Raw genomic sequence first — 18,906 nt, 5'->3', positions numbered from 1 at the left:
GCAGAGCGTGGGAACGATCACGTCACAACGCCAAAGCTCGCCCTGAACCTTGACCTTGACCTTGTGATGGTTCCCACGCTCCGCGTGGTAACGCTGGTCTGGACGCTCCGCGTCCGCTGTTTGCCTGACGCAAAGCGTCAGAAAATGCGTTCCAACGCGGAGCGTGGGAACGATCATTATCGGGCCCGGAAAACCGCCACATGGCATTGGTTTCATACGCGGGCCGCTTGATCCGAAACGCCGCAGCCGTCAGCGCGAACGCGCCCAGATCGTGCTTGGCACCGACCTCGACCTGACGACTGATGAACGGCGGGAAAATCTCATCCTCGTTGACCGAAGTCGACGGGGCGATCTTGCCCGGGCTCAAGCCCTCCAGGCCTGCTCAAGGCTTTGCCGGGCGTAGAAATTGCTCAGCAAAGGCTTGCCTATCGTTAACAGGCAAGCCCGCGGCTCCCACAGATCGACAATTTGTTGTGAGCTGGAAATGACGCGCAAGAACGTGTCGTGACTAAAAGTTCGCCGCATCCCAGGCATCGCCCATGTGCCTGCGCAGCCAGCTTCCGCCAGTCATGGTGGTCGCGATAAAGAGCACGCAAAGGGGGCGGCGAAGGCGTCGCTGCGTCGGTCATGTGGAAGAGGCTTGGGCGGGATGTCACAGATGAGACTGATTCTAATGAGTGCTACATCCAGAAACCAAGGTCTTTTAAGCGCAGCACATGATTGATCACCAGCGGGTTCGGCGCAGTCAATGAGGGAAATCCACCAGATCCTGCAGCACTGCGGCGTGCCGTCGATGGCGAGCGCGTAATGGCTCCATCGGCCATGCACAGTGCTGCGGAGTGAGCGGCATATCGGCACGCTGCTTAAAAATTGGCGGGGGTATTGGCGCTGATGATCTCGGCTTCGTCCTGCCCGATATTGCGGAAGCGGTGAGGTAGCGTTGTGGGGAAGTAGTAACCGTCGCCGGCGTTAAGGATGCTGATCTGGCCATCCACCGTCAGCTCGACGGTGCCGCGCGTCACCAGCCCGCACTCCTCGCCCTGAGCATGAACAATGGGTTCGTCACCGGAACTGGCGCCAGGGGCGTATTGCTCGCGCAGCATACGCATTTGTCGACTCGACACCGATGCGCCGATCAGCAGCAGGCGCAGCCCGTCGCGCCCCAGGTCCGGTTGTTCTGCGGCGCGAAACACGTAGCGCTGTTCCTGTGGAGGCTGGTCGAACGAAAAGAAATCAGCCAGGGTCATGGGAAACCCTTCCAGCAGTTTTTTCAGGGAACTGACCGAAGGGCTGACGCGATTCAACTCAATCAGGGAGATCGTGCCATTGGCGACACCGCTGCGTCTGGCCAGCTCTCGCTGGGACATCTTGTAGCTTTCGCGCACTAACTTGAGTCGTGACCCCGTATCCATGACAGCCCTTTAAAAGCGTGAGGGATCCAGAACCCTGCCGCAGGCGCTTGCCAGCCGGCGTGTACCGTTCCCCCGTTTGAGAGGCGGTGATTAGAGCACGTTTGGCTGCCCCCACCTAGATGACCGTTCGTCGCCATTTTATAAATGGGAATCACTCAGAAAACCGTTTTCACGAAATGTTCACGTCGCAACGTTCAGCCTGCACCTACTCCTTTTGATCCTCTTTAAGCCCGTCTTCCCCAGCGGGCTTTTTTATGCCCGTCATTCAGCAGCATCCTGCGGCGCAAAATTCCTCGAACTCGTGCGCGGGCTTGACATCCAACGAACACGTCATCCGAGGAAATCATCAATGAGCAATGACCACCGCACCCCCGAACCGTCCAACCGCCCGTTCAACGCGCAAGCCACCGATGCTTCCGGCAAGCCAGTAAACGTGGTCCAGCGCGACATCGAAGACCGTGACAACGACACCCGCCTGGTGGACGAGGTGATCACGCCGACCTCCATTCGTACCAAAGAACAGGAAGTGGAAGAATTGCAACGTAAGACGGCTGAGATCGAGCGCAACGTCGCAGACGGCAACTGATTAAGCGCAGTGTAGCGTCCGGTTTTGGGAACGGATTCCCAATGCCGGGTACCGCTCGTTCGTCGCCACACACTGTTGTGCCACATGCACTGGCAGCTCACCAGCCCAGCCAGTGAAGGATGAGACGGACTTATGCGTTTGAATTCGCCGGTCACCCATCAGGAAAAAACCTTCTCCTCCCACGAACGCCTGATTTCGACCACGGATCTGGACAGCCGCATCACTTACTGTAATGACGCCTTCGTGGCCATTAGCGGTTTTACACGAGACGAGCTCCTGGGCCAGCCGCACAATCTCGTTCGCCACCCGGACATGCCACCTTCGGTATTCGCCCATATGTGGGCAACCCTCAAGCAAGGCAAGCCGTGGATGGGCGTGGTCAAGAACCGCAGCAAAAACGGCGACTTTTATTGGGTCAGCGCTTACGTCACACCTATCTATGAAGAGGGCAAGATTGCCGGCTTCGAGTCGGTACGTTCGTTGCCCAGCCGGGATCAGGTTCGGCGGGCTGACGTTTTATATGCGCGGATACGCTCCGGCAAAACGACGGCCTCGTTCATTAGCACGGCGCGGTATTACTTGGCGCGGCAGTTGCCGTTGCTCGCTGCGGCAGCCGTGCTGGGCGTAGGCAACTACGTGCTGCCCGATCATGCAGAGCTGGTGGCGATGCTCTTGACCTTGGTCGGCCTGAGCGCGGTGCTGGAATGGCGCCAGACTCAGACGCTCAAGGCGCTGCTCGACGATCACCCAAAAGCCTTTACTGACCCACTGATTGCGCTGACCTACAGCGACAACCGGGGGCCACAGGCGCGCCTGGACCTGGCGTTGCTCAGTGAAGAGGCCAGGTTGCAGACCGCGCTGACGCGTTTGGTGGATGCCGGTGAAGGGCTCAAACTGCGCGCCGGTCAGTCCGCCAGTCTGTCGCTGCTGCAGGCCCAGGCGCTGGAGCAGCAACGCAGCGAAACCGATCAGTCGGCCACCGCGATTACGCAAATGGCGACGACCATTCAGCAGGGCGCCTATAACGTCCAACACACTGCCCAGGCGGCCCTAGAGGCCGATACCCTCGCGCAGCAAGGTCGCGGCCTGGCGGACGATAGCCTGTCAGCGATTCGGCACATGGCCGATTCGGTGGCGCAAATCGGTCAGGCAGTCGGCGAACTGGCGCAGGCGACTCAATCGATCGGCAGCGTGGTCGAGGTGATCGACTCCATTGCCCAGCAAACCAACCTGCTGGCGCTTAATGCCGCCATTGAGGCAGCGCGGGCCGGGGAGCAAGGCCGCGGGTTTGCCGTGGTGGCCGATGAGGTGCGTTCGCTGGCCTCACGCACCCAGACCTCCACCGAGCAGATTCAGGGCATCATCAGCGACCTGCGTGAAGGCGCCAGCCGCGCAGTCGCCACGGCCACTCGCGGGCAAGCCATGTCGCTGGAAAGCGTGGCCAGCGTCGAGGCCGTCCAGCAGGCGTTGACCGGCATCAGCCACGCGGTGTCGCGGATCACCGGTACTAGCCAGCAAATGGCCGCAGCCTCTGAGCAACAGACCCATGTTGCCGAAAGCATCAATCAGCAGATTCAACGCATTGCCCAGCTATGCGATGAAAGCGCCGAGCAGGCCCGCCAGGGTTCGAGCATCAGTCGCGAACTGGAGCAGATGGCGCAGTACCTTCACAGCCTGGCGGAACGCTTCAATCGCTGAAGCCTGGCCGCGGGGCCTTGTCATCTAGCGCGCTCTACGGGGTAAGGCGTTATGACCTGTCACCGCACCGTCAATCGCTACACGCCCACTAGACCTGATGACCCGGTGCGGTCTGAGGCGCGGTAACCGGCTCGCGAACCCCTCGGCTCGCCGGCATCTGCGGCGTGCTTGTGCAAGCAACGAAATCCTCCTTGCGCAAGACCGTCAATGCGATCAGCGACACCACCCCTGTGCCGATATAGAAATACCAGGGCGAGCTGATATCGCCTGTCTGCTGGATCAGCCAGGTCGAGATCAGCGGCGCGCTGCCGCCGAACACAGCAACAGGGATGTTGTAGGCCACGGCAATCCCGGTGGAACGGATGCGCGTCGGCAGCAGCTCGCTCATGGTGGCGTAGGTTGATGAGGCGTACAGGCCGAACAGAATCGCCACCGCCATCAGCGGCCAGAAGAATGAGGCCGGGGTTGCCGTGGGGGCCGCATCGAAGAACCAGTACATGGCTAATGTCGCCAGCACGCCGACCACCATCAGAAATGGTTTACGCCCGTAACGGTCAGTGAACGCCCCGCCCAATGGCATGACGAGTGCAGCGGCCAGGCTGGCAATGAATACATAGGACAACGTGGTGGCGCTGTCGAATTTGAGAATGCGCGACATGTAGGTCGATGCAAAAGTGAGCACCAGATAGAAAATCGAGCTGTGCAGGGTAATGATGAAGAACACCAGTGTAATCGCCCTCTTCCACTGCCAGACTTCTCGCAACGGCGCCCTGGAGGTTTCTCCCGCGCGTTGCAGCGCAAGGAATTCCGGGCTGTCCTCCAGCCGCAAACGGATGTACATGGAAATCAGCCCCAGAGGACCGGCAATCATGAACGGAATGCGCCAGCCCCAGGCTTGCATCACATCGGCCCCCAGCGCCCAGGTCATGCCATTGGCAACAGCGCCACCCAACAGCAGGCCCAACACCGCCGTAACCATCAACCAGCAGGTCGAAAAACCGCGCCGACCCGGTCCTGCGTATTCAGAGATAAAGCTGGTAATGGTGCCGATCTCTCCGCCCGCGGAAAAACCCTGTAGACAGCGGATGAGGATCAGCAACACCGGAGCGGCCAGCCCAATGGTCGCGTAGGTCGGCAGAAAGCCAAGCAAAAACGTCGAGCCGGCCATCATGACCAACACGGTAATCAGGGTTTTGCGCCGGCCTATCCTGTCGGCCAGCGGTCCGAAGAACAGCCCGCCTAACGGCCGGATGAAGAAGCTCAGGGCAAACGCTGCAAAGCTACTGAGCAAGCTGGTGGTGGGGTTGTCGGAGACGAAGAACGCCTGGCCGATATACACCGCCAGGAAGCCGTAGACGCCATAGTCATACCATTCGATCAGGTGTCCAGAGATCGCCCCGATAAAAGCCCGGCGCCGCTGCCGAGCGGGATTGTGCTGTTGAGTTGCCATTTTGTATTCCCTTACTTTTTGTTATTCAAAAAAACATCCATGCGCCACGGTTGCGGCCACGGTACAGCTCAGTCATGCGAGGGTTGCGCCGCCCTCCTTCAGCCATGCGCGCAGCTCGGTTTTGAGCACCTTACCGTAGCTGTTCTTTGGCAGTTCGGCACAGAACACGTACTTTTTCGGTTTTTTGAAAGATGCCATCCGTGAGACGAACCAGCTATTAAGGACATTCTGATCCACATTGGCCGGGTCGCGCGCCACCACGAAGGCCACCACCGACTCGCCCCACTCAGCATCTGCCTGACCGACGACACACACTTCAAACACGCCTGGATGGGTGGCGAGTACCTCCTCGACTTCACGGGGGTACACGTTGCTGCCCCCGGAAATGATCACGTCCTTTGAGCGATCGGTCAGAGTCAGGCAGCCATCGCTATCCAGATAGCCGATATCGCCAGTGAACAACCAGCCATCTACCAGGGTCTCGCGCGTTGCCGCTTCGTTGCGCCAGTAACCTTGCATCACCGTTGCGCCGCGCACGGCAATTTCTCCCACGTGACCCTCGGCGACGGCATTGCGCTCGGTATCCACGACCTTGATCTCGACGCACGATTGCGCCATGCCCACCGACGCCACCCAATGCGCCCACTTGGGGTTCTGTCGGTCGGCAATCGCCTCGCGGCTCAGCGCGGTAACGGTCATCGGGCTTTCACCCTGACCGTAGATCTGAATCAGACGCGGGCCAAACACTTCCACGGCCTCGCGCAGATCGGCAACATACATCGGTGCTCCGCCGTAGATAACGCTCTTAAGGCCTTCTCCGGCATACCGTTGTTGCCTTGCTTCTTCCACCATGCGCTTGACCATCGTTGGCGCGGCAAACAGGGAAACCTGCTTGAGGCTGCGGGCGAGGTCAAACAACTCGGCCGCCTTGAACCCACGAGAATCGGGCACCACATGCCGTGCGCCGCAACGCACGTGAATGAAGTTGTACAGCCCGGCGCCATGTGACATGGGCGCTGCGTACACCACCGCATCCTCGGCGCTGACCTGATCGACATCCAGCGGGTAGCACAGCGACATCGCCATCAGGTTGCCATGGGAAAGCATGACGCCCTTGGAACGGCCAGTGGTGCCGGATGTGTAAAACAACCAGGCCAGATCAGCGGCGTTTCGCGACACGGGATGGGCCAGCTCGGTTGAATCAGCCTCTGGCGCGGCCAGGTCGAACGAGCCCAGCGCCGCCAGTTCACGGCACTCCTGGGGCAATTCACTGGCCGCGAACACGCTGCCGTCATCGGTGAAGATCAGCCGTGCCTGCGCGTTGTCGGCGATCCACCCGGCTTCGCTCGCGTGCAGCTTGCAGTTGATCGGCACGGCCACCGCACCTATCCACCAGATCGCGTAAAACAGCTCCAGGTATTCGCAGCAGTTCTTCATGAACAGCGCCACCCGGTCGCCAGCTTCCACGCCGTACTCATCGCGCAGCTGCAACGCGCGCAGCCTGGCACGTCGGGCAAACGCTGCGTAGTCGGCCACTTCCACATCGCCCCGCAGCAACGCCGGGCGTCCAGGCCAGCGGTGTGCCGCTTCATTCAACCAGTTGGCGATATTCATCCTCAGGCTCTGCGCGCTTGCAATACGGTGGCGTAGTTGGCCACAGCCATACCGCCCATATTAAACAGCAATCCAAATTCGGCGGCAGGGGCTGCAACGCCAATGGGATCACCCGTCAATTGATGAAATGCCAATGCATGCATCGAAACCCCGGTGGCGCCCACCGGGTGCCCCTTGGCCTTCAGGCCGCCCGACAGATTCACCGGCAGACGCCCGCCCGCCTGTACGATACCGTCATCCAGGGCGCGATGCCCTTCGCCCTTTGGCGCAAGGCCCATGGCCTCGTAGATCAACAGCTCGGCGATGGTGAAACAATCATGCACTTCGGCAAAACCGATGTCCGCCAGGGTCGTGCCCGACTTACGCAACGCCGTGTGAATCGCCCGCTGCGGGCCTTCGAACGCGAGAATGTCGCGCTGCGCGATGGGCAGGACATCGTTGACCTGGCAGGTGCCGCGGATCAGTACCTCCCGACGAAATTCCCGCGCGCGTTTAGGCGATGCCAGGACGATCGCCGCCGCACCATCGCTGATCAGCGAGCAGTCGCTCAATCGCAGGGGCGCGGCGATCAAGGGGTTGCTCTCGGAAACGTTATTGCAATGCTCGAAGGTCATCACCTTGTGCATCTGCGCCAGCGGGTTGCTCATGGCGTTGGCATGGTTCTTCGCCGCGATGGCGGCCATGGTCGACAGCGGGCTTTGATAGCGGCTTTGATAATGCCCGGCAGCAATACCGAACAGCTGCGGAAAGCTCAAGCCGGCCTCTTCCGCGCCATGCTGGTAACCGGCGCCAGCGAGTGCCTGGGTGACCTGTGCCGTGGAATTGGACGTCATCTTTTCCGCGCCAACCACCAGCACCAGCTCGGCAGCCCCGCTCAGGATTGCATTGATACCCGCCTGCACTGCGGCAGAACCGGATGCACAGGCATTTTCGCAGCGGGTCGCGGGTTTGAAACGCAGGGCGGGATCAGCCTGCAGCACCAGCGAGGCGGGGAAACCGTCGGCAACCAGGCCCGAATTGAAATGCCCGAGAAAAATCGCGTCGATTTGTGCGGCATCAATCGCGGCATCCTGCAGCGCCTGACGGCTGACCTGAACGATCAGGTCCTCAAGGGTCATGTTGTCCAGACGCCCAAAGCGGGTGTGACCGGCGGCGACGATGGATACGCTGTCATTGGCCATTTTATTTCTCCTTATGGTCAGGCGTTCCTTACAATGGCCCACGACAAACCACGCACGCCAGTTCGTACAACTACGTATATGGATGAGTAGTCGATCGACCGATATTGGGTTGCACTTAGGACAAGTAAACAGCGAGAAAGGACGATGAACCGCGAATCGGATCAACTAAAGGATATCGAGCGACTGGCATTCCAGGTGTCCCCGGCGCCCCATGTGATCACCGGCAATCGTCGGATGCTGGACTTCAACGAAGCTTTCCTGAGCCTGTTTGGCTACGAGCGCCACGACCTTGCCGAGCAGCTGATTCTGAAGCTTTACCCCTCACGCGCCGACTACCAGGCCATCGGTGAGCGCAGCCTGAGCTGGCTTCGCAATGCCCATAACGGCGCTTATAGCGATGAACGCTTCATGCAGCACCGTAGCGGCGAGGTATTCTGGGCGCGCGCCAATGGCTACACCCTCACCCCCGACGACCCCTTCCTACTGATGGTCTGGCATTTCGAGCGCATGGACCGCACCTTTCGACCCACCGTCAACCTGACACCAAGGGAGCGCGAGATCTCCGCGCACATCGTCAACGGGCTGACCTGCAAGGAGGTCGCACGCAAACTCTGCATTTCCCATCGCACGGTCGAAGTGCACCGCGCCCGGCTAATGAAAAAACTGCAGGCCAGAAACAGCGCTGAGCTGGTGTCCAGGATCATCGTTCTGCGCTAGATCGCCGAGACGAAAAGCCACCTCGCCAGTGCGGTTCGCACGGAGAGTGGCGATCTGAGGCATGCGCAATGCCGTGGTTTCAGGCCTCGTCGGGTTTGAGCAGGGACTTCACCGTCTCTACCACCATGTGGATGTCAAACGGCTTGTCGAACACCTGCACGAACAGATCAGGCCGTGCCAGGCCCAGGTGCGCCTGGGCACCGCTCATCAGCAACACAGGCACCGAATGCAGCGACTTGTGTGCGCGCACGGCCTCGGCAAACTCGATACCGTTCATCCCCGGCATCATATAGTCGGTGATGATCAGCTGTGGCTTTTCCCGCTCCAGGATGCTCAAGGCACGCTGCCCGCTACCGGCGGTCACCGTCAGATAACCTTCGTCCTCGAGCGCGAAGCTCAGCACGTCAGCAATCAGGTATTCGTCGTCGACGATCAATATCGTGGTCATGACGCTCTAGGTCCGCTCGACCCGCCGGGAGCGCGATCTGGGCCGCGATCAATACGTGTGGGTGGTATCACCAAGGGCATGGAAATGAACCTTTTTCACGTCAACACCCTGATCACCGAAAAAAAGTTCCAGTGAAGCAGGATCGTAGGGATTGTCCCTTACTTTAAGAATGGACAGCTGGCGTTTAAGTTCAGCCGGTTCCTGAACGAAACGCAGCACCAAAAGGTTGTCGACAATGCTCGACAGATCAGGGGCAGGCGCATCGACCTCTCCACCCAGCAAACCGCGCACTTCCCAGGTGGCAACCACCGTAACACCGCGAGCGCGCAACTCACTCATGAGCGCGGCGTAAAGGTCAAGCACGCGCGTCTTGTCCGCCGCGGCTCGAAACATCCCACCCAGGCTGTCGAGAAATACGCGCTTGATGCGCTTGTCTTGGACGACCTGCAGCAGGTTCAGCGCCAGCTTGTCGATCAGCTCGGTGGTATTGGAGTTCCACATGATCGACAGCGCGCCTGACTGCTCGAGCCCCGCCAGGTCTACCCCCAGCGCCGCCGCCTTCATGCGCAGGCGCTGCGGCGACTCGTAGAAACCGAAGTGCAGCCCCGGTTCCTCGACGCTGGATTGACCGAGAAAGCTGATACCGGTAGACGTTTTGCCAGCACCCGAAGGCCCCATCAGCAACGTGACGGACGATGCCACCAAACCGCCACCGATCAACGGGTCCAGCCCGGCAAGCCCGCTGGGGACCAGGGTGAGCTGATCGCTGTCGCGCATCGAGGAGTGGGTGACCGTGCTTTCCAGCCGCGGATAAACCACCAGACCGTCGTCGGTGATCTCACACTCATGGGAGCCGGGAATCGCCCCGCTGCCACGGGTCTTGCGCATCTTGATGCGGCGCACGGACTTGGTGCCTACCAGTTCTTCGCCCAGTTCGATCACGCCATCAACCATCGTATGTTCCGGGCTACCGTCGTCCAGCTGTGAGCTGGTGAGAAAGAATACCGTGCAACCGGCGAATGCTGCATGCCCCTGCAATTCGGAGATGAAACGCTTGGTATTGATTGGCGAATCCGCCCTGGAGCGAGCGTTCAGCAGGCCGTCGAGAATCATCACCGTGGATTTCTGCCGCACGATTTCGCGGCGCAGCAGCTTGACCACTTCGTCCAGGCCGTCGCTTTCCATGGTGTCGAAAGCGCTGACGAACTGGATCTGATCGCCGATCCTGTCCTTGTCGAAGAAGCTCAAGGTCGAGAGAAACTGGAACAGCCGCTCATGAGGCTCGGCCAGCAATGTGGCGAACAGTACGCGGCCGCCGTCACGGGCGTGATTGAAACCGATCTGGTTGGCCAGGATAGTTTTGCCAGAGCCGGGGCGACCCTGAATGATATAAGAAGACCCGGCGACAAAGCCGCCCTTCAGCAGCTGATCCAGCCCCTGAATTCCGCTCTGAAGGCGTCTTAGCTGGTTCAAATGTACTTCCTCCGCCAGTGATCGTCAGCGGTGCGAGCGATGCGCACGACGAAAGTGCGCATTCTTCCGCGTTTGGCGGCGCATTCCAAGAACAATCATCATCGGTGACGAATAGCTAGCAACTGCACGAGGAAAGGGACTGTGGTTACAAAGCCTGAACGGAACCTGCCTGTTCTTCGACACAGCCATCGGTTTCAGCTTTGGATTGCTCGCTGCGGCGCTCCGGGTCATCGGGTCATCGGGTTTGATCGGTGCCGACAAGGGATACTCGGGTGTATCGTCGGTCGGATTGACGCGGTCTTGATCGGCCGCCGGGGATTTCGTGCTCATGGCCACTGGCTCCTGTGGTGAATGCACAAGGTTGGAGTGCGCCGAGCGAGGGACGTGCATTTTTTTGATGAGCGCCAGGTCGTGTCAGTTCCGAACGGATGAAGCACCGGCGGGCCTTGCGCCTCATTCGCCATTGCCCTACCGCAGTTCCTGTGGCAAAGCGGCTTGCTGGCGGCAGAGCCTGCAAGATCGCTAGCGATCGCAAGCTTGATTGCTACAGGGCTGGGCGAGCTTGCCATCAGCTCAAGCCGCCAGGCAGCGCTCCTGAATTTCCAGCCCTTCATTTAATACCTCCGGCTCGAGGGTCAAGGAAGGCAACGGGGCATTGCGCGAAGGACTGATCCCGCACCGGGAGGGTGCGCTGCACCGGCCTGATGCACGCGCTGCCTGTGTAGTTACCAACGGTTAGACGGAAAATGCGCGTCGCTGGCTGCCCCAACTGAACCACTGCCGGTTATTTTTGAATCATTGCAACCGAAATGCGCCGATCCCGGTCGCTTTAGCCTTCCACCTGCGGCGAATGACCACGTCCGGCGAATGAATCAATTGAATCATTTCGAATATTTTTGGCACAAGCGTTGCAATTTCACCTGCAACTTCGCTTTTAGGTGATATGCCGAATGGATCGCGATTTGCTCTGCAGCCAGCTTAAGCAACAGTTCGAGCGCTTTCCTCGGCAGGAGCGCACGGCCGCCAGTTTCATTCTCGATAACCCCCACGAAATCGCCGTGATGTCGATGCGCGACATCGCCCGCCTGGCCAATGTCCCGCCCTCCACCATGACTCGCCTGGCCAAGCGCCTGGGCATGACCGGCTATGACCAGTTGCGTGAATTGTTCATCGATTCGCTGCGCGGGCAGAACAGCGCTTACGGCTCCCGTGCTCACGATCTGGTGGAACTCAAGCAACGGGTCGGCGAGCAGCGGGTGATTCAGGACATGGCCAACAACGCCATCGAGCAGATCCAGTCGATGTGCAGCAACGACAACCTGCGCGCCATCTCCCGCGCCGTGGCCCTGCTCGCCGGGGCACGCCAGGTGTATTGCCTGGGCATGCGTTCCTCGTTCGGCGTGGCCTTCCAGTTTTCCCATGTGGCGTCCTATTTCGCCAGGAACGTGAGGCTGGTCGAAGGCGCCGGCGAAAGCGGTGTCATGTCGATCATCAACCAGACCACGCCCAAGGATGTCGCACTGGTGTGCAGCCTGCCGCGCTACTCCCGCCGGTTGATCACCCTGACCAACTATCTGCATCAGCAAGGCGTGCGCATCATCACCATCACCGACAGCCTGACCTCACCCACCGCGAGGCTGGCGGCCGAGAGCATCATCGTGAAAAACCAGACCCCGTCGTTCTACGACACCATCGTCCCGGCCATGCTGGTCAGCGAGATGCTGGTGGCGTTGATGTCGGCCGCCTCCACCCAGGACATAGAAGCCTCGGTCACCCACACCGAAGAAAAACTGCTCGCCCTGGGCGAGTGGTGGGACCTGGGCTGAACCCTTTCAACGCCTGCCTTTACAGCTGTTTCGAATCATTCATCTACCGGAGCGTCCTGATGAAAACCAGATCGTGCAAGCCGTTGCGCAAAACCCTTCTCGTCGCGGGCCTGTTTGCGGGGCTCAGCGCCCTGCTCTGCTGCAGCGTCAGCCAGGCTGGTGAAGCGCTCGACCACATCCTCAAAAGCAAGCAGCTGCGCGTCGCCGTGCCCGTGGACTACCCGCCCTACGGCTATGTCGGACCGGACATGGTGCCGCAAGGGCTGGACATCGACGTCGCTAACCTGATGGCCAGGCAGTTGGGCGTGAAGCTGCAACTGGTGCCGGTGACCGCCCCGAACCGGGTGGCCTACATTCAGTCCGGCAAGGCCGACTTCACCATTTCTTCCCTGGGCAAGACGCCTGAGCGCGAGAAGGTCATCGACTACAGCATCGCCTATTCACCGTTCTTCGATGCGGTGTTCGGCAAAACCGATCTGCCCGTCAAAACCATGGCCGAAATGGCCGGCAAGACCGTTTCGGTGACCCGTGGTTCGATGCAGGATCGCGAGCTGACCGACATGGCGCCCGAGGCGATCACCAAACGCTTCGAAGACAACAACAGCAGCATATCGGCGTTTCTGTCCGGCCAGACGCAGATGGTCGCCATCGGCACCACCGTGGCTGCTGCGCTAAAGCAGAAAAACCCGAACATGGACATTGCGCTCAAGGTGGTGCTGTCCAACGCGCCCAATTACATCGGCATGAACAAGGCCGAGCCTGAGCTGCGCAACAAGGTCAACGAGATCATTCGCCAGGCCAAGGCTGACGGCACGCTGGATGCGATTTCGCAAAAATGGCTGGGCGCCCCGGCAGGCGAGCTTCCGGAATAAACATGAGTAACCTGACCCCCTTCCTGGTCACGATGGCGCGCTGGAGTGCGGGCCTGCAACTGGCGGACATCCCGCCAGCGGTGCAGGACGCCGCCAAGCGTTGCCTGATCGACACCCTGGGTGTCGCGCTGGCGGGCAGCCACAGCAACGTGGCTGAGCAGGCGCGTACGGTGGCCGGTCTGTGTGCCGCGAAAGGCGATGCTGCAGTGCTCGGCCAGCGTCATGGCCTGTCCGCCTCGGCTGCGGCTTTCGTCAATGCCACTGCGGCGCATGCGCTGGATTTCGATGACAACTGCTATCCCGGCTTCGTCCACGGTTCAGCGTTGATCATGCCTGCCGCGCTGGCGGTGGCACAGATGCGCGATCTGAGCGGCGCGCAGCTGCTTGCCGCGTTCGTCGTCGGTGCCGAATGCGAATACGCGCTGGCAAAAGCGTTAACCCGGCAGGTCTACGATCGCGGCTGGTGGACCACCGGTGTGCTTGGCGTCGTCGGCGCCTGCGCTGCCGCCAGTCACGCCTTGGGCCTGAATGCGGAACAGACCGCAGCTGCACTGGGCATCGCCCTTTGCGGCACCGGTGGCATGAAGGCCGGTTTCGGCAGCGACGCCAAGATGCTACTGGCCGGCCGCAGCAGCGAGGCCGGTGTCATTGCCGCGTGGCTGGCCGCTCACGGCAGCAGTGGGCCGCAGTCAGTGGTCGAGCATGAGCAAGGCCTGGCAGCGATGTTCAATGGCGGGCTGCTCAAGCCTTCGCTCACCCTGGGCAGCCGCTGGAGCCTGATCATGCCCGGCGTCGATATCAAGCGCGTGCCCGTGTGCCTGTCTGCACACGCAGCGGTCGATGCCCTGCGCGAGATGTTCGCCGCTGGCGATATCAACGTGGCCGATATCGGCGAAATCGTCTGCGATGTGCCACCGATCGTGATCCAGAATCTGATCCATGACACCCCTGTAACACGCCAACAGGCGCAGTTCAGCATGCCCTTCGCCCTGGGCGGCACGGCACTGTTGGGCGACATCACGCTCGCTTCACTTGACCCGGACGTGCTCGCCCGCGCTGATCTGCAGCAACTGATGCGCAGCGTGCGCATGTGCAGCAGCGAGCGCTGGCAACCGGCGTTGCTTGAAACGGCCCCCGAAGGCGCCTGGGTCAGGGTCGTGCGCCGCGACGGCAGCAGTGTCGAGCGCTTCTGCGCCATGCCGCTGGGCTCTGCTGCCAGGCCGCTGTCCGGAGCACAGCTGCACGACAAATTCATGCACTGCGCCAGCCAGGTCTTGCCTGTTTTGCGGGCGCAGCGCCTGTTCGATGACCTGCTGCGTCTGGAACAGCTTGCGCAGGTGCGCAGCCTGCTTACCTGCGAAGCACTCACCGTGGATACGACCGAATCATGACCCTCGATTTTTCCGTGGTACTCAAGCAATGGCCGCTGCTGCTCGACGGCCTGCTGCTAACCGTATTGCTGACCCTGGTGGCGGCGCTGTTCGGCACGGTGCTGGGCATTGCCTGCGGCGTCATTCGCAGCAAGGGTCCGCGGTGGGCGCGATGGTCGGTGGGCACCTACGTGGAGCTGATCCGCAACACGCCATTCATCATCCAGCTGTTCTTCATCTTCTTCGGTCTGCCGGGGCTGGGCCTGAAGATGACCGCGTTGACCGCCGCCATTCTGGCCAACGTGGTTAACCTGGGTGCCTACGTCAGCGAAATCGCCCGCTCCGGCATCGAGGCCACTCCCCACGGCCAGATCGAAGCTGCCGAGAGCCTGGCGCTGGATCGCTGGCAGATCTTCACCCGGGTGATCCTGCCGCCGGCGCTCAAACGCGTATGGCCGGCGTTGGTCGGGCAGATGGTGATCATCATGCTCGGCTCGGCGGTGTGCAGCCAGATTTCGGCTGAAGAGCTGTCTTACGCGGCCAACCAGATCGCCAGCAATTCGTTTCGCAATTTCGAGACCTACATCGTCGCCGCGACAATATACCTGCTGCTCTCCATTGCCCTGCGCCGCCTGCTGAACTGGGTCGGCCCGCGCTTTATCTTCGGTCGCTGAGGTTCAGCCATGTACGAGTTCACCTTGTGGGACATCGCGCGCAACCTGCTGCTGGCGGCGCGCTGGACCGTCGGCCTGTCGTTGATCGCGTTCATCGGCGGTGGGTTGGTCGGCGGTTTGCTGGTGCTATTGCGGCTGACCGGCACGCGCATGCTGCGCCGGTTGATCATGCTCTACGTGCAACTGTTTCAGGGCACGCCGCTGCTGTTGCAACTGTTTCTGGTGTATTTCGGCCTGTCGATGTTCGGCATCGAGACCACCGCACTGGTGGCCGCATCGATTTGCCTGACGCTCTACGCCAGCGCTTATCTGAGCGAAATCTGGCGCGGAAGCCTCGAGTCCATCGACCACGGCCAGTGGGAAGCGGCCAGCAGCCTGGCCCTGAGCTTCGGCGAGCAACTGCGCTACGTCATCGTGCCTCAAGCCTTGCGCGCCGGCATCGCGCCGACCGTGGGATTCATGGTGCAGGTGGTCAAGGCCACGGCGCTGACCTCGGTCATCGGCTTCGTGGAAATGACCCGTGCCGGGCAAATCATTACCAACGCGACCTTTCAGCCGTTTTTGATCTACGGCTCGGTGGCGCTGATGTACTTCGCCCTGTGCTTTCCGCTGTCGCTGTACAGCCGCCGCCTTGAACACACACTTCGCCGATAAGGGCCTTCGCACATGACTCAGCCACATCAGAACGACGCCCGGGCAGCCTTCGCCCTGGTCGACATACGCGGCCTGCGCAAACGCTTCGGCGACAACGAAGTGCTCAAGGGCGTGAACCTGCAGATCGCGCGCAAGGAAGTGGTTTGCATCATCGGCAAGAGTGGTTCGGGCAAGAGCACCCTGTTGCGATGCCTCAACGGCCTGGAACGGTTCCAGGACGGCTCGGTCAACGTCGATGGCCAGCCGATTCGCCCCGACAACCGCCAGGCCCTGCGCGAGCTGCGGCAGAACGTCGGGATGATCTTCCAGGGCTTCAACCTGTTCCCGCACCTGACGGCCGGGCAGAACGTCATGCTCGCCCCGCGCCTGGTGCAAAAAACCTCCGGCGTCGACGCCGAACGTCAGGCGCGTAAGCTGCTGGCGAGAGTCGGCCTGGCCGAACGCTTCGACTATTTCCCCGACCAGCTATCCGGCGGTCAACAACAGCGTGTGGCGATTGCCCGCTCGCTGGCGATGAACCCGCAAGTGCTGCTGTGCGACGAGATCACCTCGGCGCTGGACCCCGAGCTGGTGGGCGAAGTGCTGCAGGTGGTCGAGGGCCTGGCGGCCGAAGGCATGACGCTGATCATGGTCACCCATGAGATGGCCTTCGCCAGGCGCGTCAGCGACCGGGTGATCTTCATGCATCAGGGTCAGGTCCACGAATCAGGCCCGCCGCAAGCACTTTTCGACAACCCGCAGACCGTCGAGCTGCGACGCTTTCTTTCTCTGGATCACTGACCGCGTGACCGGCCGCTCGCGCCGCGCGTGAACCTTACCTACTCAGGAGACACTCATGGATTTCCCGTTGACCGTTGCCCCGTCGAAAAAGCACCAGAGCTTTCTGTGGTCGCCCATCTGTACCGACCTCGATCAGCTCGACGCTCACGTTGCCATCCTCGGCATCCCCTACGGCAAGGCCTATGTCGCCGAGCACATCAGCAACGACCAGAGCAAGGCGCCAGACGCCATCCGCGCCATGAGCGACCGGATCTGTCGCGCCCTGCACCACTACGATTTCGACGTCGGCGGACCGATTTACGACAACCGCGCGCTGAAGGTGGTGGACTGCGGCAACGTGCCCGCTGACCCGAGCGACCTGAACGGCACCAGCCTGCGAGCCGAACAAGCGGTGCGCAAGATTCTCGATGCCGGCGCGCTGCCGGTGATCCTTGGCGGCGATCACAGCATCCCGATCCCCGTGCTGCGCGCTTACGCAGGGCGCGGCCCGATCACACTGATTCATATCGACGCACACCTGGACTGGCGCGACGAGATCAACGGCGTTCGCGATGGTCTGTCCAGTCCTATCCGCCGTGCTTCGGAAATGGAGCATATCGGCGAGATATTCCAGATCGGCCTGCGTGCTCAAGGCAGCGGTCGTCCAGCGGATTTCCAGGCAGCAGTGGATTACGGCGCGCACCTGATCACTGCCTACGATGTACACGACAACGGCATGCAATCGGTGCTCGACCAGATCCCCGAGGGCGGCAACTTCTACCTGACCATCGACGCCGACGGCCTTGATCCTTCGATCATGCCGGGGGTGGCGGGCCCGGCGCTGGGCGGCATTACCTATGTGCAGATTCGCCAGTTGATTCACGGCCTGGTGAAGAAAGGCAAGGTGGTGGGCATGGACATCGTCGAAATCACCCCGTCCATCGACGTCAACAACATCAGCTGCATCACTGCAGGGCGGCTGATCGTCAACCTGATCGGCGCCGCCGTGCGCGCGGACTACTTCGACGCCCCGCCCTTGTAAACGCCCTCACCGGCTCCCGAACCCGCGCCACGGACGGCGCTTGCCTCATTAGATATTCAGGTCACGATTATGCCGACTCATACCCGCATCAGAATGTTCAACACCAAGGACACCTACCCCAACCAGTCGCTGGACAACGATTTGTGCCAGGCGGTCCGCGCCGGCAACACCGTTTACGTACGCGGCCAACTGGGCACTGACTTCGATGGCAACCTGATCGGCCTCGGCGACGCCCGGGCACAGGCCGAGCAAGCCATGAAGAATGTCAAACAACTGCTGGAGGAAGCTGGCAGCCAATTGCAGGACATCGTCAAGATCACCATCTACCTGATCGACCCTCGCTACCGCGAAGAGGTCTACCGTGAAGTGGGGAAATGGCTCAAAGGCGTCTTCCCGATCTCCACGGGCCTGGTCGTAGCAGCGTTAGGGCAGCCTCAATGGTTGATGGAGATCGATGTGATTGCGGTGATCCCTGACGAAGGTCTGGCCTGACCCACCCATTCGCCACTGTCGCACGCCTCCAGAGGCGCCTACAAAGATCGCGTTAACTTCAAATCCTCTAATTGCGCCGGGCAGCAGAAAGGTGACCCGGCGCCCCCCACTAATAAGGCATATACGCCTTCACGCCTATACTTCTCAAATCTCGCCAACAAACCGCTGACAAAATAGTCACAACAGCGATCCACCGCCATCAACTACCCCACCCCCTAACTTAAAAGCACCCAGCCACCCAACACCGCACCTGCTTGACGTTTAATTGCGTAGATATTCATGTGGTAAACGTTTGATACCGACGAAATGCGGGCCTACAACTCTGCCGATTTTCAGTATTCGTTCAGCTTCGTCGGCGTACGCTCTCGCTGCATACGTAACAATATGAGACAGGCACCGCGAACACCTTGAAGACGTTGCTGCTGCAGGCTAAGGCCCAAAATACGGGTTCAAAAAAAGCGGCGCATCAGCATAGTGCGGCTATATGCCTTTTCCATTGCTGATCGCATAAACAAACATCAACTGTCCGGCATACCGTGCCTCCATGAAAAAACAACACCTTATAAACGCAGATTTCATCATCAAGCGTCTATTGTTCTAACACCACTACTGCCGGAGCATGCCAGTCTTTCGACCGG

The 18,906-nt window shown here is 60.5% G+C and carries 18 protein-coding genes and 2 pseudogenes; 11 read left to right on the top strand and 9 right to left on the bottom strand.

Features of this window, described 5'->3' with window-relative positions; translation table 11 throughout:
- Positions 1-163 precede the first annotated feature (163 nt).
- From B3I26_RS29010 to B3I26_RS26705, 3 genes and pseudogenes are all read right to left on the bottom strand, one after another.
- Positions 164-376: pseudogene (locus B3I26_RS29010) on the bottom strand (hypothetical protein); the annotation flags it as partial.
- Positions 373-629, bottom strand: a pseudogene (locus B3I26_RS26710) (RNA polymerase subunit sigma); the annotation flags it as partial. The pseudogenes B3I26_RS26710 and B3I26_RS29010, both read right to left, overlap by 4 nt.
- A gap of 234 nt (positions 630-863) precedes the next feature.
- Complete coding sequence (locus B3I26_RS26705) at positions 864-1,412, bottom strand: cupin domain-containing protein (protein ID WP_296262340.1); 549 nt, start codon at positions 1,410-1,412, stop codon at positions 864-866.
- A 349-nt stretch (positions 1,413-1,761) separates the two neighbouring features.
- On the opposite strand from B3I26_RS26705, the gene B3I26_RS26700 reads away from it, so the two are divergent.
- Together B3I26_RS26700 and B3I26_RS26695 are read left to right on the top strand one after the other, a co-directional pair.
- On the top strand, positions 1,762-1,998 hold the full coding sequence (locus tag B3I26_RS26700; RefSeq protein ID WP_296262339.1) for a hypothetical protein: 237 nt from the start codon (positions 1,762-1,764) through the stop codon (positions 1,996-1,998).
- Positions 1,999-2,130: 132 nt separating this feature from the next.
- Entirely contained in the window at positions 2,131-3,696 is a 1,566-nt protein-coding gene (locus tag B3I26_RS26695; protein ID WP_296262338.1) for a methyl-accepting chemotaxis protein, read from the top strand.
- An 88-nt stretch (positions 3,697-3,784) separates the two neighbouring features.
- On the opposite strand, the gene B3I26_RS26690 is transcribed toward B3I26_RS26695, so the two are convergent.
- From B3I26_RS26690 to B3I26_RS26680, 3 genes are all read right to left on the bottom strand, one after another.
- Complete coding sequence (locus tag B3I26_RS26690; RefSeq protein ID WP_296262336.1) at positions 3,785-5,146, bottom strand: MFS transporter; 1,362 nt, start codon at positions 5,144-5,146, stop codon at positions 3,785-3,787.
- A gap of 72 nt (positions 5,147-5,218) precedes the next feature.
- Positions 5,219-6,760, bottom strand: coding sequence for a class I adenylate-forming enzyme family protein (locus B3I26_RS26685; protein WP_296262335.1), 1,542 nt, complete (start codon positions 6,758-6,760; stop codon positions 5,219-5,221).
- Positions 6,761-6,762: 2 nt separating this feature from the next.
- Entirely contained in the window at positions 6,763-7,941 is a 1,179-nt protein-coding gene (locus B3I26_RS26680; RefSeq protein WP_296262333.1) for a thiolase domain-containing protein, read from the bottom strand.
- Between the two features lie 144 nt (positions 7,942-8,085).
- On the opposite strand from B3I26_RS26680, the gene B3I26_RS26675 reads away from it, so the two are divergent.
- A complete protein-coding gene (locus B3I26_RS26675; protein ID WP_296262332.1) occupies positions 8,086-8,658 on the top strand; it encodes a LuxR C-terminal-related transcriptional regulator in 573 nt (190 codons plus the stop codon).
- Between the two features lie 79 nt (positions 8,659-8,737).
- Here the strand turns inward: B3I26_RS26675 and B3I26_RS26670 are convergent, their stop codons facing one another.
- From B3I26_RS26670 to B3I26_RS26660, 3 genes are read right to left on the bottom strand one after another with little or no spacing between them, the layout of a single operon-like run.
- A complete protein-coding gene (locus B3I26_RS26670; RefSeq protein WP_296262331.1) occupies positions 8,738-9,106 on the bottom strand; it encodes a response regulator in 369 nt (122 codons plus the stop codon).
- A 48-nt stretch (positions 9,107-9,154) separates the two neighbouring features.
- Positions 9,155-10,579 carry an ATPase domain-containing protein gene (locus B3I26_RS26665; RefSeq protein WP_296262330.1) on the bottom strand — a complete coding sequence of 475 codons (1,425 nt, stop codon included), beginning with the start codon at positions 10,577-10,579 and terminating at the stop codon, positions 9,155-9,157.
- A gap of 24 nt (positions 10,580-10,603) precedes the next feature.
- Positions 10,604-10,909, bottom strand: a complete 306-nt coding sequence (locus B3I26_RS26660) for a hypothetical protein (RefSeq protein WP_296262329.1) — start codon at positions 10,907-10,909, stop codon at positions 10,604-10,606.
- A gap of 620 nt (positions 10,910-11,529) precedes the next feature.
- Here B3I26_RS26660 and B3I26_RS26655 point away from each other — a divergent pair.
- From B3I26_RS26655 to B3I26_RS26620, 8 genes are all read left to right on the top strand, one after another.
- Positions 11,530-12,405: a MurR/RpiR family transcriptional regulator gene (locus B3I26_RS26655; RefSeq protein WP_296262328.1), complete on the top strand. Its 876-nt coding sequence runs from the start codon at positions 11,530-11,532 to the stop codon at positions 12,403-12,405.
- Between the two features lie 59 nt (positions 12,406-12,464).
- Positions 12,465-13,277, top strand: coding sequence for a transporter substrate-binding domain-containing protein (locus tag B3I26_RS26650; RefSeq protein WP_296262327.1), 813 nt, complete (start codon positions 12,465-12,467; stop codon positions 13,275-13,277).
- A 2-nt stretch (positions 13,278-13,279) separates the two neighbouring features.
- Positions 13,280-14,668, top strand: coding sequence for an MmgE/PrpD family protein (locus B3I26_RS26645; RefSeq protein ID WP_296262326.1), 1,389 nt, complete (start codon positions 13,280-13,282; stop codon positions 14,666-14,668).
- On the top strand, positions 14,665-15,321 hold the full coding sequence (locus B3I26_RS26640; RefSeq protein ID WP_296262325.1) for an amino acid ABC transporter permease: 657 nt from the start codon (positions 14,665-14,667) through the stop codon (positions 15,319-15,321). Before B3I26_RS26645 ends, B3I26_RS26640 begins: the two co-directional genes overlap by 4 nt.
- Positions 15,322-15,330: 9 nt before the next feature.
- Entirely contained in the window at positions 15,331-15,975 is a 645-nt protein-coding gene (locus tag B3I26_RS26635; protein WP_296262323.1) for an amino acid ABC transporter permease, read from the top strand.
- Positions 15,976-15,987: 12 nt separating this feature from the next.
- Positions 15,988-16,755: an amino acid ABC transporter ATP-binding protein gene (locus B3I26_RS26630; protein ID WP_296262322.1), complete on the top strand. Its 768-nt coding sequence runs from the start codon at positions 15,988-15,990 to the stop codon at positions 16,753-16,755.
- A 55-nt stretch (positions 16,756-16,810) separates the two neighbouring features.
- Positions 16,811-17,776: an agmatinase gene (locus B3I26_RS26625; RefSeq protein ID WP_296262320.1), complete on the top strand. Its 966-nt coding sequence runs from the start codon at positions 16,811-16,813 to the stop codon at positions 17,774-17,776.
- 69 nt (positions 17,777-17,845) lie between these two features.
- The gene (locus B3I26_RS26620) at positions 17,846-18,268 is read left to right on the top strand and encodes a RidA family protein (protein ID WP_296262319.1); all 423 of its coding nucleotides are present in this window, start codon (positions 17,846-17,848) and stop codon (positions 18,266-18,268) included.
- The last annotated feature ends 638 nt before the right edge of the window (positions 18,269-18,906 follow it).

The organism is Pseudomonas sp. UBA5706 (assembly GCF_002419965.1).
Taxonomy (GTDB): Bacteria; Pseudomonadota; Gammaproteobacteria; order Pseudomonadales; family Pseudomonadaceae; genus Aquipseudomonas.
Note: the sequence above shows the minus strand (reverse complement) of the source record. Positions and strands in the feature narration are given on the sequence as shown.